The sequence below is a fragment of the Salipaludibacillus sp. CUR1 genome, from assembly GCF_021028955.1.
In the GTDB taxonomy this organism is placed as follows: domain Bacteria; phylum Bacillota; class Bacilli; order Bacillales; family Salisediminibacteriaceae; genus Salipaludibacillus.
Genome location: NZ_JAIWPE010000053.1, coordinates 1 through 14,180 on the forward strand (window position 1 = coordinate 1; position 14,180 = coordinate 14,180).

The 14,180-nt window shown below is 39.2% G+C and carries 15 protein-coding genes; 11 read left to right on the forward strand and 4 right to left on the reverse strand.

Features of this window, described 5'->3' with window-relative positions; translation table 11 throughout:
- Positions 1-746: 746 nt before the first annotated feature.
- Complete coding sequence (locus K8O68_RS10375) at positions 747-1,637, reverse strand: helix-turn-helix domain-containing protein (RefSeq protein WP_230896817.1); 891 nt, start codon at positions 1,635-1,637, stop codon at positions 747-749.
- 101 nt (positions 1,638-1,738) lie between these two features.
- On the opposite strand from K8O68_RS10375, the gene K8O68_RS10380 reads away from it, so the two are divergent.
- The 3 genes from K8O68_RS10380 to K8O68_RS10390 all read left to right on the forward strand — a co-directional run bounded on the left by K8O68_RS10380 (position 1,739) and on the right by K8O68_RS10390 (position 3,955).
- Positions 1,739-3,058 (forward strand): amidohydrolase family protein, encoded by a 1,320-nt coding sequence (locus K8O68_RS10380; protein WP_230896818.1) that lies wholly within the window; start codon positions 1,739-1,741, stop codon positions 3,056-3,058.
- 138 nt (positions 3,059-3,196) lie between these two features.
- A complete protein-coding gene (locus K8O68_RS10385) occupies positions 3,197-3,418 on the forward strand; it encodes a hypothetical protein (RefSeq protein WP_230896819.1) in 222 nt (73 codons plus the stop codon).
- A gap of 324 nt (positions 3,419-3,742) precedes the next feature.
- The gene (locus tag K8O68_RS10390; RefSeq protein WP_230896820.1) at positions 3,743-3,955 is read left to right on the forward strand and encodes a hypothetical protein; all 213 of its coding nucleotides are present in this window, start codon (positions 3,743-3,745) and stop codon (positions 3,953-3,955) included.
- A 44-nt stretch (positions 3,956-3,999) separates the two neighbouring features.
- Here the strand turns inward: K8O68_RS10390 and K8O68_RS10395 are convergent, their stop codons facing one another.
- Positions 4,000-4,926 (reverse strand): AEC family transporter, encoded by a 927-nt coding sequence (locus K8O68_RS10395; protein WP_230896821.1) that lies wholly within the window; start codon positions 4,924-4,926, stop codon positions 4,000-4,002.
- Positions 4,927-5,409: 483 nt separating this feature from the next.
- On the opposite strand from K8O68_RS10395, the gene K8O68_RS10400 reads away from it, so the two are divergent.
- The 5 genes from K8O68_RS10400 to K8O68_RS10420 all read left to right on the forward strand — a co-directional run bounded on the left by K8O68_RS10400 (position 5,410) and on the right by K8O68_RS10420 (position 8,102).
- Positions 5,410-5,610 (forward strand): hypothetical protein, encoded by a 201-nt coding sequence (locus K8O68_RS10400; protein WP_230896822.1) that lies wholly within the window; start codon positions 5,410-5,412, stop codon positions 5,608-5,610.
- Between the two features lie 226 nt (positions 5,611-5,836).
- Positions 5,837-6,271, forward strand: a complete 435-nt coding sequence (locus K8O68_RS10405; protein ID WP_230896823.1) for a hypothetical protein — start codon at positions 5,837-5,839, stop codon at positions 6,269-6,271.
- Between the two features lie 119 nt (positions 6,272-6,390).
- Positions 6,391-7,173, forward strand: coding sequence for a hypothetical protein (locus tag K8O68_RS10410; RefSeq protein ID WP_230896824.1), 783 nt, complete (start codon positions 6,391-6,393; stop codon positions 7,171-7,173).
- A gap of 278 nt (positions 7,174-7,451) precedes the next feature.
- A complete protein-coding gene (locus tag K8O68_RS10415; RefSeq protein ID WP_230896825.1) occupies positions 7,452-7,643 on the forward strand; it encodes a hypothetical protein in 192 nt (63 codons plus the stop codon).
- Positions 7,644-7,790: 147 nt separating this feature from the next.
- Entirely contained in the window at positions 7,791-8,102 is a 312-nt protein-coding gene (locus K8O68_RS10420) for a hypothetical protein (protein ID WP_230896826.1), read from the forward strand.
- 194 nt (positions 8,103-8,296) lie between these two features.
- On the opposite strand, the gene trhA is transcribed toward K8O68_RS10420, so the two are convergent.
- Entirely contained in the window at positions 8,297-8,935 is a 639-nt protein-coding gene (trhA, locus tag K8O68_RS10425) for a PAQR family membrane homeostasis protein TrhA (protein ID WP_093047371.1), read from the reverse strand.
- 313 nt (positions 8,936-9,248) lie between these two features.
- Positions 9,249-10,457, reverse strand: coding sequence for an iron-containing alcohol dehydrogenase (locus K8O68_RS10430; RefSeq protein WP_230896827.1), 1,209 nt, complete (start codon positions 10,455-10,457; stop codon positions 9,249-9,251).
- Positions 10,458-10,680: 223 nt separating this feature from the next.
- Between K8O68_RS10430 and K8O68_RS10435 the strand changes: the two genes are divergently transcribed.
- The 3 genes from K8O68_RS10435 to mqo all read left to right on the forward strand — a co-directional run bounded on the left by K8O68_RS10435 (position 10,681) and on the right by mqo (position 14,029).
- A complete protein-coding gene (locus K8O68_RS10435; protein ID WP_230896828.1) occupies positions 10,681-11,349 on the forward strand; it encodes an Lrp/AsnC family transcriptional regulator in 669 nt (222 codons plus the stop codon).
- 127 nt (positions 11,350-11,476) lie between these two features.
- The gene (locus tag K8O68_RS10440; protein ID WP_230896829.1) at positions 11,477-12,067 is read left to right on the forward strand and encodes a hypothetical protein; all 591 of its coding nucleotides are present in this window, start codon (positions 11,477-11,479) and stop codon (positions 12,065-12,067) included.
- Between the two features lie 459 nt (positions 12,068-12,526).
- Positions 12,527-14,029, forward strand: a complete 1,503-nt coding sequence (gene mqo, locus K8O68_RS10445) for a malate dehydrogenase (quinone) (RefSeq protein WP_230896830.1) — start codon at positions 12,527-12,529, stop codon at positions 14,027-14,029.
- Positions 14,030-14,180: the final 151 nt, after the last annotated feature.

A 14,180-nucleotide genomic window follows, 5' to 3' on the forward strand; every position in this document is an offset into this window, starting at 1 on the left:
CGGTCAACATCCTTTGGGTCTCTTTTTTCCTTTCTGCAGCTTTTTAATGACAGTATACTCGACAAATCCCGGACAGACAACGCTGTCAGCAATCAGTCATTTATAGCTAGCAGAAACAGCTAACAACTCAAAAAGATTTAAAATGTGGATTCCATTAATATTATTATTTTTTAACATCCTATTTATTTCATTTTTGATTGAAGAATTAGTAGATGCTTCGGATCCAAACTATGGAATTTTAGGTTTTTCAACTCCTGTAATTGCTTTAATTTCACTCTTATACATTAGAAAATCAGGTAAACAAAATTCCGGTGTCTTAGTGAGAATGTTACAAGGGCTAAATTGGTTTTTCATTGTTTTCCCAGTACTAGTTAGCGCTTATATAGTATTATCTTTTGTGTAAATATTTGTGATATATAGTTACCAAACAATGTCCATTAATAAAAATGGGGTTAATTTTTTGAAGGTTATGGAAAGTTAGCTTTACATTTACTAAAAACAACGCTAGTAAAATAACCTTATATTACAAATAAACCCAAAAATGCATTATTTTATGCGTTTTTGGGTTTTCTGTTTTACGGTGCTTTTTTATTCCATTGGTAAGTGTATTGCCAATGCGTGGTAGAGTGCTTGGCGTTACTAGGTAAAAAGAGGACAAGGGGTGGTATTATCAGAATTAATTTATCTTCCAAAGATTTTTATCTATATTCTTTCGGTCTTCCTCTGCAATTATCTGGTCTCCAGCTTCAAGTACAAAAGTCTGGATCTTTACTTTCTCTTCCTTTTAAAATTAATTCCAAAAAGCGTTCAAAATCGGAAGCATTATTTTCACAATTAAGGTCTCTTAATATAGATATCATATTGTTAACTAATTCTGTGCCTTCTTCAACTTGCCCCTTCTTAATCATATAAATTCCATTAATATATTTTACGTTTATCCTAAGGTGAGTTTCATGTTCATCTAGCTTAAGATCCTCGATGTATGAAAAGAATTTCAGGATATCCTCCTCATATTTGGTGACCATTTCATCACCCTTATTTACAGGACCTATTAAATAAATGATCGTATTTAAGTAAATACTTGCCATCACGTTTTTATAATCTTTAAATGAATGATAACGCCTGCCTTTTTTAAAAGCGGTATGAGATAAATTCAATACCATTTCAGGATTCATTAACAACATGGTTGATCTATACAGCTTTAATTCATAGTCACCCCACACTTCCACAGAGAAGAGGTAATCAAATAAGGTTTGCGGATTAAGCTGTAGATCATCACTGTTTTCATTTTTTAGAATATTAGAGTAGAGTTCAAGTAAAATCAAATGATTCCGATTTTCTTCAACTTCCATTAATTGTTCCAACTTAGCTATGTATTGTTCCATATAAGCCTGATTAACACCATTAAAAAATGAATCAATTGTCTGGTTGGAATAATTGTTATATATAAACAAAAATTCATCAAAAGAAATATTTAATCGTGTAAGCAATTTATTCATTAATGACAGGGAGATATCTGATTCGCCTCTTTCAAATTTTGATAAGAAAGAAACAGAGAGAGAGCCTTTGCCTAGTTCTTTCATTGATAAGCCTTTTTGTTTTCTAATTTTTCTTAAAGTTGGCCCATAAAGTTCCATACGATTCTCCTTTTTTAAAAATTCCACTATATGAGAATTTTATCCAGTTAAAATTATTGTACCTTATGATGGAACTAACACAAGTTAAAGGAGGATGTAGAATGGGCTATTTATTAAAAAACTTATCTATTATAGATGTGGAATTAGAGAAAGTATTCCAAGGATCAATTGAAGTTCAAGGTGAGCGGATAACACAAATATTCCATAGTGAAGTGAACAAGAAATACGATGAAACTTATGATATGCAAGGCAAGTTTGCGATTCCTGGATTAATTGATATGCACTGTCATATAAAAGAAGGGTTTGCCCCACACTTTACAGCAGCTGGTGTCACTACCATCAGAAATACAGCTGGAAATGTCATGGAACTTGATAATTTAATTCAAGCTGAAAACAATGCGCCAACTCCGCGGGTGTACTCGGCAGACCGCATGATTGACGGAGCACCTGGACTTTGGGGACCGACAGGTATTGCAAATTTTGTAACAGAGCAGCCTGAAGAAGCTAGAAAAGAAGTGAGAAGACAAGTTCGTAATGGGGCACAATTTATCAAAGTGTATGGCTTGTTATCAAAACCAGTGATGAAAGCTGTGGTGGAGGAGGCTCAAAAGTATAATCTGGAAGTAAGTTGTGATCTTATTCACTCGACAGTCAACGCGTTAGAAGCGGCTGAACTAGGCGTTACCTGGTTTGAACATGCTTCAGGAATTATTCAAGCCATGTATCCAGGATGGCACATGCAGGCAGAAGGGTTTGATATAGATTGGGAGAAGGTAAACCAAGGCAAAATTGATGAAGTTTGCGAAAAGTTATTAGCCTATAATGTGAAGCTTTGCCCAACCTTAACAGTGTTCGATCAAATTCAACTTTTGCCAAATTCGTGGGATCCTAAAAATGTTATAACTCAATCGTGTGGATTATTAAGTCAGTCGTGTGGCTTAACTGAGCATTGGGAAAGCTTAGCTGAAAATGAAGACACATTTAAAGACAATTTAGGTTTTTTAAATAATGTTACTAAACGAATCGCAAAAACGTATCATGATTTAGGTGGAACAGTTGTAACAGGAACAGACTGCCCAGCAGGTGTGTGGACATTCCCTGGAATGGGTCTGCATCGGGAGCTGGAGTTGTTTGTGGAAATTGGATTATCTGAGATGGAAGCCCTTCAAGCCGCAACGAACAAAGCTGCTAAGTCGATTAATTTAGAACAAGTCGGGATGATAAAGAAAGATCATATTGCTGATTTAGTTATTTTAGACAAGAATCCACTGGACAATATTGAAAATACAAAAGAGATTTTCAGTATTATAAAGGGTGGAAAGGTATATGAGCAGCAAGCCATTTTAAAAACAGTTCCAAGTAAGGAGTATTTGGAGAAGACATTCAAGGAATTTGAAAAGAAATTTAATATAAGCTCTTAACACTTTTTTTGTTAACTGGAAAATGATGTTAAGCTAAAGGGAGAGCATTAATTAGTTAATTATCCATTAAAGTGCAAATACAATTTTAGCAGTCGTTTTCCTGTTTGAAATTCCTGCGTTCTAAAAGAAGGCTTAACAGTGAATTTATTACTTTGGCTGTCTGGTGGATTCATCATGATCGGATTTATTATTCTCGTTTCCATGAAGAAAAATATGGAGATTAAGCTTGCCCTTCTAAATAGATCTATGGAAAGTACAAAAGGTGCAGCTAAACCTATCGTTTGGTGGATTGTGTTATCAACAGTATGGGGAATCGTGAGTATTTTTCTTATTGTGTGGATGTTTCATTTTGCAGTCTAATAAGTGAAAGAAGATCCACTAAGCTAATAATGCTTTTGTTAGCTTGTATCCAAAGAGGAGAAAGTAATAGTTATATTCTTGCTGTTTTATATTTTAATAATTCCTTTATGTGTCTTATTACACGAAATAGGACATGGGATCGGGGTTGTTCTATCGTCAAAGTCCCATGCCCATATTTATTTAGGGAGTCTGCATAAAAATAATCACACGTTAAGTATTGGAAGGCTTCATTTTTACATTCATTGGGCTTATTTTGGTTTTTGCAAATGGGATGATAATCTCGCTAAACGCCAAAGGATGACAGCTTTAGCAGGGGGACCTGTAATGTCACTGCTGATTGGATGCATATCTGGATTGTTAATGATAAATGTTTCAAACGGAAATATACATTCTATTTTAATTGGCATCACAGTTTTTAACATTTTCAGTTTTCTCGTAACTGCCATTCCATTGAAATACCCTCGTTGGTGGGGAGCATATAAAGGTCTTCCATCAGATGGCCTGCAATTTTTAAATTTACTTAGGGGGAATAAATAGACTGACCGTTAAATCCTACTCCCACATTGATCGTAACCGCTTTATTATAAAAAATAAATTCCAAAAGAAAAAATAGCAAAAACACTAAACAGTGAAATAACTAATGAGGTCATCATTGTCACGACACCAAACTTTTCATCAGCTCCGTACATCCCCATAACTACAGGGGCCGTGGCGATGGTGGGCATGGCCATTTGAATAATTAAAATCGGTGGCTCCAAGTTTTGCAAAGGCAGAATAAGAACAGTCAGTATGCCGATCATTGGTAAAATGAGCAGTTTAATTAATACCGGCATAGCCACGGCTCTATAGGGAATGGTGTATTTCTCTTTGAGGACCGTTATAATCAGCATCCCGATAAAGAACATTGCAAGGGGTGTCGCAGCTCCGGCCAGCTTGCCTACAAAACTTTGCAGGATAATAGGTAGAGTAAGGTTGAATGAAACAATCACAACTCCAATCAAGACCGCACAAACAGGGGCGGTGAACGCTTTTTTCAAATACCCTATTGTCAGTTTCCTGTCTTTTTGGATCGTATACACCCCGAGTGTCCACAGAACCAAGCACATTCCGGCATCAAAAACAGCAGCAAAGACGGCTCCTTCAGACCCGAAAAGCGCAGCGCACAGAGGAATTCCAATTAAACCAGTATTCCCGAATGTCGCTAGAAAAGCACTGTCAGAAACCTTTTCTCTCTCTTGTAAGAACACTTTCATCATCCCATAGGCTAAAGCTAAACCTAATATATTAAAAGAAAGTGAGAAGAAAAAGATGCTCGCAAGTTTAGCCGTCAGGTTTTCTTGCGCTGAAATCTCCAGGAACCCATTCAGAATAATGGCAGGAAGCGTAATATTTAAAATCATAAAGATGAGCAGCTTTTTAATTTCAGGTGTCATGGCTACTTTCTTGCCAATCAGTAAACCAACCCCAATAAGAGCGAAGATTGTTAACATGGTATTTAATAGCAGCATGGCAAGCGGCCTCCTTAAAGACAGTCTTTATAAAAATGAAGGTTAAATGCGACCACCTTAACTATAAGAAAAGATTTATGAAACATAGGCTGTGCCGTAAAGATAAGGGGATAAGCCTAGCTTTTTTAAAAAATGACTTAAACACCTGACTTTAGCCTATGGCTCTGCTCATACTATGGTGCATACATAAGGGGGTGAAATTTAAGTGTAAATGGAACTATTTATCCATTTTATTGTGAGAGAAAGATGAGGCATAAACAACAATATTGGGGGACTAAAGATGATTCATTTTTTTGAATATAATTGGCAAGTAAGAGACGAATGGTTTGACTGGTAAAAAATGCAAAGGACAAGAAACAACCACTCATACAGGTCTGGCATAGCGGAGTGGTGTATTTATGGGGAGTAGAAAATGATGGGTAGATTAACTTTTAGAATAGTTGGTACACAGGGAATAAAAGTAAGGAGAGGGGGAGAAATGAAATGAATAGACCAAAGTATTTTTACAGAATCTTATTCTTTTTAGCAGGTGTTGCGTTGGCAGTATTTTTATTTACCGTACCCCATAATTTAGACCAAGGGTTTGCGACAGGGCTCATGGTAGCGTATATCGTTATAGGCGGTATAGGTATTGAAATAGCATGGAATCGTTTTAATAACGAAAGAAAAGACACCACGTCATGACAGGATGTGGTGTATCTACATGACTCGTTATTCTACAAGATTGTTAAACAATAGTCGGTCGTTTTTGGATTGAACCAGTGGCTTACATTTATAAAGCAGAGTTTTAAAGTTTGCATGTGAGCGGGGGGAATTCAATCAGAAAGCGTCTGGGGAAACTAATAATGTTAGAAAGCAAATTATTTAACAAACAAAATGAGATATTAAATTTAAAGATAGGTGATTATTCATGAGTGAGAGAAAATTAGAAGTATGGGAGCCAATTGAAAACTTTAATGGCTCACTGCATTTTAAAGAAATGATGTATGGAGAAGAAGGGTTGAAATTTATATTTAATGATAACTTACAAAATGAATTTCATTTTACTTATGGAGACTTCAGGGATGGGATGTTTGTCTGGGCTGTTCGATTTACAGAAGAATTTAAACGAGGGGATCTCGTAGAAATAGCATCTGAAGCTAGAAAAACAGCCTTTGGGGCGGATAATAAAGAATGGTGCTTTTACAAAATGACTGACTCTGATTTTATTAATTGGCACGACCAGCTATCTGGTCCCAGTAGTGAAGCATTTTCTGTGGAACATCATTTATTTGTGACGACTCAGGATACTTTTGAAGTAATAAGCGAATACGAGCCCAAAGTGACAGTGAAAAAATCCTTGTAGAAGGGTTTTTTGTCACTAAATTTAAATCATCTTATTATGAGGCTATTCATAAAGAACAGAAACACAATTTGTTATAATTATTACATATTATTCCAAAGGAGGAGCTGAAACTGAAATACTTGTGGATGGTACTGGGATTATGCGGATTAGTGACGGTAGGATGTTCATCTGACGATACCGAAGAAACACTAAAATTAGAAGGTGACTATTTAAGAGGCGATCCAAATTCAACCCTTAATGCTTTCACTTTATTTGTGGATGATTCTCTATCGGGTGGATTTAGCTTTGAACTTTATGACGCGATTAATGAATTGGAAACCTATTCTGCGGAAACCTACCAAGTCCTTACAGATGAAAAGACTAAAATCTATTTACCTAACGAAAAGAATCCTATCACAGCTGATGAATTTTTTAATGAAAGAGGGGGGAGGGAGCAATTTCCACAAGAAGTTGAAGTGACGTTTGAGAATGCTTTTGAAAGAGAGGGACAGGAGTACACAGACATTTCCGAGGTCTTTTCTTTAAATTCCCAACATTTGGCTAAAGAGGTTCACTTTAAACCGATGACAATAGATTATATAAATGACGTATTCAAACCTATTAATGAGGAATATGTGAACCTTCATACGATCGGAACAGACGGTGGGCCAAGTTCAGACCTAATGGGGGAAATTAAACTGCTAGATAACTTTGAAGAAATTAACACTGATGGGAGATTAAATTACGATTTTTTAAATGAGGTTAATCGTTTCTTTTCTCATCAACAGCCGGACGAATTAGATTTTGACATTACAGAAACTAGAGGTTATCTGATTTCAATAGGGCAAGATGATAAGCTCGTTACCTTAAACCCAGATGAGGTGCTTGAATGGGTAAAAGAAACGTATGATTTTGGGGATTAGTTTTAACTCGGCTTAAAAAAAGACTGAAGGTGTAGTGGATACTCTGGTAATGGGAGTGGTTGACGAATAAGGACATGTATTAAGTTATATAACAATAGCTTAGTACTTTCTATTGGTCTTGATTTAAGGAGAGTGTATTCTCAAGTTTGTACACAATGGTGATTCATTTATTGCCGTAAAACTGTTTTTACTTAATATACACTTGAGGATAATAAATTGGCAGTCCATACAAAGGAGTGGCTGGCCCTATAATTACTCATATCGGAGGTTCATAATTTATGAAGTATTGGCTAATAGCATTGGGCTGGGGAATGATCTGCTTTTCAGGAGGCCCTTTTATGCTCAGCATGATGAGAGAAGAAGAGTTAAATATGATGTTTTTCATGGGCGGACTTATGGGGATAATTTTTGCAGGCTTCGGTTTATTTATGAAGAAAAAGTCTGAAGAAAGCAACCCTTTCTTTAAATAAATAAGCAGATGAGTAACCAGGACGATAGTGAAGGTCCAGAGAGCTTTCTTCACGTATTTATTATGATAACGCTACGGAAGGGATACAGGACAAGCTGTTGCAGCTGAAATGTCGCTAATTATAAGAATTCGATAAGGGAGGGGTTCTTTGAGAAGGCTGAACAGGAAACATATGAGTTGGAGTTTAATCATCTGTCTTATAGTACCTTTTTTTATACCAAGTAAATTTTTTTTTGAAGGTATAGGAAGTTACACTTATGGTTTTCCTTTAAAATATATAACGATATATCAACAAGAACCAACGAGTGCATGGTTTTTCGGTAACTTTTTTAATGGAAATGCTGGTTTGCACATAAACCCTGCTGCATTACTGTTAAATGCTTTTATTATTTACTTAATAGTCAGACTTGCAGTTACTAATATTAAGAAGAAAAAAGACGCGGGTTCCATTGTTCAATAACCCCCATTTTATTAAATTGAAAAATATACGGAACAGGTAAATGAACTGTTTAGATAAAATCTAATACAGGTTAGATTACAAAGATAAGTTTTATAGGTGCCAAACAAACCCCATGCAGTTATCTGCATGGGGTTTATGGGCATAATTTAAATTGCTGCCTCTTAAGATGGCAAAACTTTTCTAAAGACTAATAATTAATTCAGCAAACTAAGCACTGAAAAGAAGTGCATGACGGAGCCTCCGAGTACAAAGACGTGCCAGATCGCATGATGGTAGTTAAACCCTCTCCATACATAGAAGACAGCGCCGACGGTGTATAAAATGCCGCCAATAACTAAAAACACGATGCCGTGAGCTGGCACGTTTTCCACTAAAGGGCCCCAGGCAAACACAATCATCCATCCCATTAAGACATAAAGCAGGGTGGACGTATGGAGGAACCGTTTCGCAAAAAAAGACTTAAAGACAGTTCCGGCGATCGCAAGCCCCCAGACAATGCCGAAGAGAATCCATCCCAACGTTCCCTCTACAGCAATAAATAAAAAAGGCGTATACGTGCCGGCAATGAAAAAATAAATGGATGAATGATCCATAATCTCAAAAAAATCCTTTGCTTTACCAGGAGGGAAACTGTGGACAAGGGTAGAGGAGGTGTATAAAAGAGTCATAAAGGTTCCGAACAGTGTAAAACTGACGATATGCCACGCAGTGCCTTGCAGGGATGAGAATACAATCAGAATAACTAAAGCAGCAATACTTAACAGGACACCAATCCCATGCACCGTGGCATTAGCTATTTCTTCCCCTTTAGAAAACGTATGGGTATTTGCCAAAATAGATTCATTCCTTCCGCATTTCAATTAGTAACAGGTCATAATATCAACTAGTATTTCTATTGTAACATAAACATAAGGCAGGACCGTCGTTTCGCTAAAATTTCACTCTGTTTATTGAAGGCTGCAGAAGTGTTTTTTTGAAGTTGGAGAGCTAAAAGGAGAGTAATTAATCTTGAAAATCATTTATGAGAAACTTGACGAGCGGATAATCGAATGAGCGGACGATAAAACAAATATAAAATCCACTCATCGCCCGGATGAACGAATGAGTGGACAACACCTCACCTGCCTAGCCTCCAGAAGTCTTACATTATGCTTTAATTTTATAATAAAGCTTCATTAAATCCTCTTTATGAAGGATCCTTGGCACGGGATACATCGGATTTGCTTCTTCCAAGGCCCGCTTTACCATGAGTGGAATATCTTTTTCCTGAATCCCGCTCACTTTTTCCGGAATGTTCATATCCTCGTTCAGCTTTTTTACCGCATCAATAAAGATTCTGGCTTTAATGACATCTGATTCGGCACCTTGCGTCAGACCGGCAACATCAGCTAATTCAGCCAGGGGTTTATACGCCGGCTTTCCGTAATACTCGAGTACATGAGGGAGGATGACAGCATTAGCCAGACCGTGCGGCACCGAGTAAAATCCGCCCAGTGTATGGGCGATGGCGTGGACGTAGCCTACATAGGCGCGGGTGAACGCCATGCCGGCCAGTAATGACGCTTTTTGCATCTTCTTCCTTGCGGTCATGTCCGAGCCGTCAACGTATGCCGGATAAAGATTCTCAAATATTAACGACACGGCTTCCCGGCTGTACTTTTTTGTCTGTGCGGTGTTGCCTCTTCCAATATACGCCTCAACGGCATGCGTTAACGCATCCATGCCTGTTGTGGAGGTAATATGCGGAGGCAGCCCCTTTGTCAGGAGAGGATCGAGAACAGCCGCGTGAGGAATCAGCTTAGGATCACTTACTGCGTATTTTTCATGTGTGGCGCTGTTGGAGATTACAGCGGCTACGGTTGCTTCACTCCCTGTTCCGGCAGTTGTCGGAACTGCAAAAAGGGGAGGGATGTCTTTTCTCACTTTTAAGAGCCCCTTCATCTCGGAGAGGGATTTATCAGGCCTGGCAGCCCGGGCGGCAACACCTTTTGCACAATCTATTGGCGACCCGCCTCCAAAAGCGATGATTCCTTCGCACTGCTGGCGCTTATAACGCCCCAGGGCCTCTTCAATATTATCAATGGTCGGATTAGGGACGGTTTTATCATAAACCTCATAACTTACTCCTGTTTCATGTAATCCTCTTAGCAGGTCATCCATCAGACCGAGCTTAGTAATGCCTTTGTCTGTGACAATCAGCACACGATCCAGGCCTCTCTGTTTTACCAAATCGGGCAGCCGCTTTAAGCTGTGTTCCCCTTCTAACAGTTCAGGCTGCCGCCACGGAAGAAAATAAGCCGTCTGTTTTAAAACGAATTGAAACAGTCTGCAGTAAAGAGTGTAAAGTCTACGCATCCCAAGTCCCCCTTATTATTGAAAAAATTATGTTTCTGATTTTCGCTTCATTATACTCGCTTATAATCTATGGATAGAAAACTGCAAATGCGATAAGCTAAGAACATAATACCCAAAAGACCAAAAAACCTTCTACCATTCTTATAACTTAAAGTCTCAAACCGTGTCAAGTTATAATAGAAGGAACCTTCCAGCGGAACAGCAAATGATTGGAGGAGTGAGCATGAAACTGACAAACCGCCGCAAACAATTTTTAGAAAAAATTGTTCAGATGCATTCATCATCGGATCAGCCGGTGCACTATTCAGATATTGCCGAGTCCATAGGCGTAAGCAAATGGACAGCTTACGATGTATTAAAGGAACTTGAAAAGCACGGTTTCCTGCAGCGCACCTACACCATTAACCCGAACGAAACTGGCCGGTCCCTTGTCGTATATGTCCCTACGGAAAAGTCGCAGAACCTGTTTGAGCAAAATAACGGTCCTCTTACAGATCAACAGGAATGGAAGCAAATCAAGAGGGAAGTTCTAAGTTTTATAAACAACCACAGCGAGGACTCAGACAATGGAATTGAGCAGCTGCTAGAGAAATTCAGTACCGGGCAGTCGAAAGTGGAGTTGTGCGCCTCTTTTATTGGCGTGCTGCTTGTTCATTTGAACAGCCAGGGAAGGACGGTAAAAGACTTAACGGTCAATCTCGTAAACGTCTCAGCGGCTCCTTCTATTCAGATAGCGACGTTCACCGGGGCCGTCATCGGGATGATGATTGATTCTGCGGGCGACGGCATGAGCCCGGAAATGCTGGCGATCGTTAACCACTTTACGGCGGCATTAGAGGATTTGAATGAGCAGGAAAGACAGTATCTCGTTGAATTTATTAGAGAGGCATAAGTGAATTGGCGAAACTTTACCGGTAGCGTTTCCGTACTTCTAATAATTGGATGCAGATTATATGCCAACTGATATAGCGTCGGTAGACAGGGTTCATTAAAAACTAAGCAGAGACAGGAGTGAAACGATGCAATGGTGGGTTATTAGTGTTGCAGTGTTAATTGGATTAGTTGTTCTTGTTAATCTGGTTCGTACGCGAAAAATGATTCGGAAATCTGAAGACGCTTTTTTTAACGGGAACGATGTCCGTCTCGTCACTGGTTATGGGCAAGTCCGTCCATTAAGTGTTCGGTCCCGTGACTGGCGCGTTAAGAAGTGGTTTGCATTTGGGGGCCTGGCGATAGGAATTATTTTTATTATATTCAGCAGCGATCTGTCATTTCCTAATGCGATGCTCATCTTATGGATTCCTTTAATGGCCGTCTGGCAAATGACCATACCAAGCTTTCTTCTTACAAAAGACGGACTTTATCTAGATGAGAAGAGGATTCAATGGGAGAAGCTTCGTTCTTATAAAGTTGAAGAGATTTCGATTGGGGATGATTTCTACGGCATGTTCCCCGATTCGACGGATTACTATGCCCTCACATTACACATGAAACGGAAGAAGAGGATAGCGGTCCATAAAAACGATGCAGCGCCTCTGCTGCATCAGCTTGATCAGCAACAAATCCCTCATGAAGACGTCTCCCCATTCTCGAAAAAAGCCAGTGAATGACGTCTTAGGAATCAAAACTATGAATTCACAGTGTAAATAGTGTAAAATAGAGTTTGTAATCGCTTACTTAAGGGGAATAGCCACGTAACTTTTATTTTAAAATTAATTAGCCGCATGTCTTTCGTTTTTCACAAGCCAGACTTTAAGAGAGTGGACGGAAGAAAAGAGAAATGCAGATTGGCAGAATTGCAATTTTGCCAGCAGGACGGAAATTAACTGTTAAACTCACATGAGCCTCATTTATTCGTGTATTCAGGGCTTTCTTTTGGCTAATTTACCCTATTGCCACCTTGTAAATATCCTGAATTTGTTATATGATAATAAATATTTTAAACTATGAAAAAATTTAATCTACTCTCTTAAAAATATTTGTTGTGACAGACAAAGTGTGAAGCAGGCCGCTCTGCAGGTGATGCCTTCACCTTATCTGGTAATTCTACGAGAAAAGGTTGGTATGAGATGAACAACACTGAAACTCACACAGATGTCATTTTAATTGGTGCCGGAATTATGAGTGCTACTTTAGGAACGATGCTGCACGAGTTAAGGCCTGACTGGGAGATCAAAGTTTTTGAGAAACTCTCAAGTCCCGGTGAGGAGAGTTCTAACGAATGGAATAACGCAGGGACTGGGCATGCCGCACTTTGTGAACTTAATTACACAGCTGAAAAGCCGGATGGATCTGTCGATATCAGTAAAGCGTGTAATATTAACCAGCATTTTCAGACATCCGTACAGTTCTGGTCTTACCTTGTTGACAGCAATCTGCTGCAAAATCCTGAGGAATTTATCAGACCGATTCCGCACATGAGTTTTGTTAAAGGAAAAGACAATGTCTCTTATTTAGAGAGACGATTTAAAGCGTTGTCTAAAAATCCTCTGTTTGATGGAATGGAATTCAGTGATGATCCAGAAAAATTGAAAGAATGGATTCCGGTTATGATGAAAGACCGATCATTGGATGAACCTGTAGCGGCAACTAAGATAGAATCAGGGACAGATCTTAATTTTGGCGCATTAACGCGCAAGTTGTTTTCCCACATGGGAAACCAGAATATTACCGTCAAATACAAGCATGAAGTTGAAGATATTAAACGAAATAGCGATGGCTTGTGGGAACTCAAAATTCTGAACCTTGAAAGCGGTTCAGTCAGACACCACACGGCAAACTTTGTCTTCATTGGAGCCGGGGGAGGGAGCCTGCACTTACTGCAGAAAACCCGCATTCCTGAAGGGAAACATATCGGCGGCTTCCCGGTAAGCGGCATGTTTTTAGTCTGTAATAACCCGTTTATAGCTGAAAAGCATCATGCGAAAGTTTACGGGAAAGCGAAAGTCGGCGCGCCGCCAATGTCGGTGCCTCACTTGGATACCCGTTATATTGATAATAAAAAATCGCTGCTGTTTGGACCATTTGCAGGTTTTTCACCGAAGTTTTTAAAGACGGGGTCGATGTTTGACTTACTGTCGTCGGTTAAACCGGATAATGTACTGACGATGCTGTCCGCCGGTGCCAAAGAGATGGCGCTCACAAAATACCTCATTCAGCAGGTTCTCTTATCTAAAGAAAAACGGATGGACGAGCTTCGCGAGTTTATTCCAGACGCTAAAAGCGAAGACTGGGATTTAGTCGTCGCCGGCCAGCGTGTTCAGGTCATAAAAGATACAGAAGCTGGCGGCAAAGGGACGCTGCAGTTTGGAACCGAAGTCGTCACAGCCGAGGACGGTTCGATCGCAGCCTTATTAGGAGCCTCTCCAGGTGCGTCCACGGCCGTTCACGTCATGCTTGATTTGATAGAGAGATGCTTTCCGGAGCATCTTGAAGAATGGGAACCAAAACTTAAAGAAATGGTGCCTTCATACGGCAAGGCTTTAATGGAGCACCCTGAACTTCTGAAGGAAGTTCAAATGTCCACAGCTGAGACGCTCGGCTTAAGCAAAAAAGAACTCGTTCAAGTCTAACTTTTGCCTGTTAACGTTTATAGGGATCTGCGAAATATATACGCCAATAATTCAAACGCCAAGTGCTGGACACTTGGCGTTTTTACGTAAAATGGGTGTATATGTTTTAACGAAATGAAACCTGAGACAAGGTCAGGGCGTAACAGAAAGA

What these genes read in the sequence shown, in the direction of transcription:
- K8O68_RS10375 (WP_230896817.1), bottom strand. Translation starts at nt 1,637, where the DNA reads ATGGAACTTTATGGGCCAACTTTAAGAAAAATTAGAAAACAAAAAGGC.
- K8O68_RS10405 (WP_230896823.1), top strand. Translation starts at nt 5,837, where the DNA reads ATGAGTGAGAGAAAATTAGAAGTATGGGAGCCAATTGAAAACTTTAAT.
- K8O68_RS10415 (WP_230896825.1), top strand. Translation starts at nt 7,452, where the DNA reads ATGAAGTATTGGCTAATAGCATTGGGCTGGGGAATGATCTGCTTTTCA.
- K8O68_RS10380 (WP_230896818.1), top strand. Translation starts at nt 1,739, where the DNA reads ATGGGCTATTTATTAAAAAACTTATCTATTATAGATGTGGAATTAGAG.
- K8O68_RS10390 (WP_230896820.1), top strand. Translation starts at nt 3,743, where the DNA reads ATGTCACTGCTGATTGGATGCATATCTGGATTGTTAATGATAAATGTT.
- K8O68_RS10430 (WP_230896827.1), bottom strand. Translation starts at nt 10,457, where the DNA reads ATGCGTAGACTTTACACTCTTTACTGCAGACTGTTTCAATTCGTTTTA.
- K8O68_RS10400 (WP_230896822.1), top strand. Translation starts at nt 5,410, where the DNA reads ATGAATAGACCAAAGTATTTTTACAGAATCTTATTCTTTTTAGCAGGT.
- K8O68_RS10440 (WP_230896829.1), top strand. Translation starts at nt 11,477, where the DNA reads ATGCAATGGTGGGTTATTAGTGTTGCAGTGTTAATTGGATTAGTTGTT.
- K8O68_RS10435 (WP_230896828.1), top strand. Translation starts at nt 10,681, where the DNA reads ATGAAACTGACAAACCGCCGCAAACAATTTTTAGAAAAAATTGTTCAG.
- K8O68_RS10395 (WP_230896821.1), bottom strand. Translation starts at nt 4,926, where the DNA reads ATGCTGCTATTAAATACCATGTTAACAATCTTCGCTCTTATTGGGGTT.
- mqo (WP_230896830.1), top strand. Translation starts at nt 12,527, where the DNA reads ATGAACAACACTGAAACTCACACAGATGTCATTTTAATTGGTGCCGGA.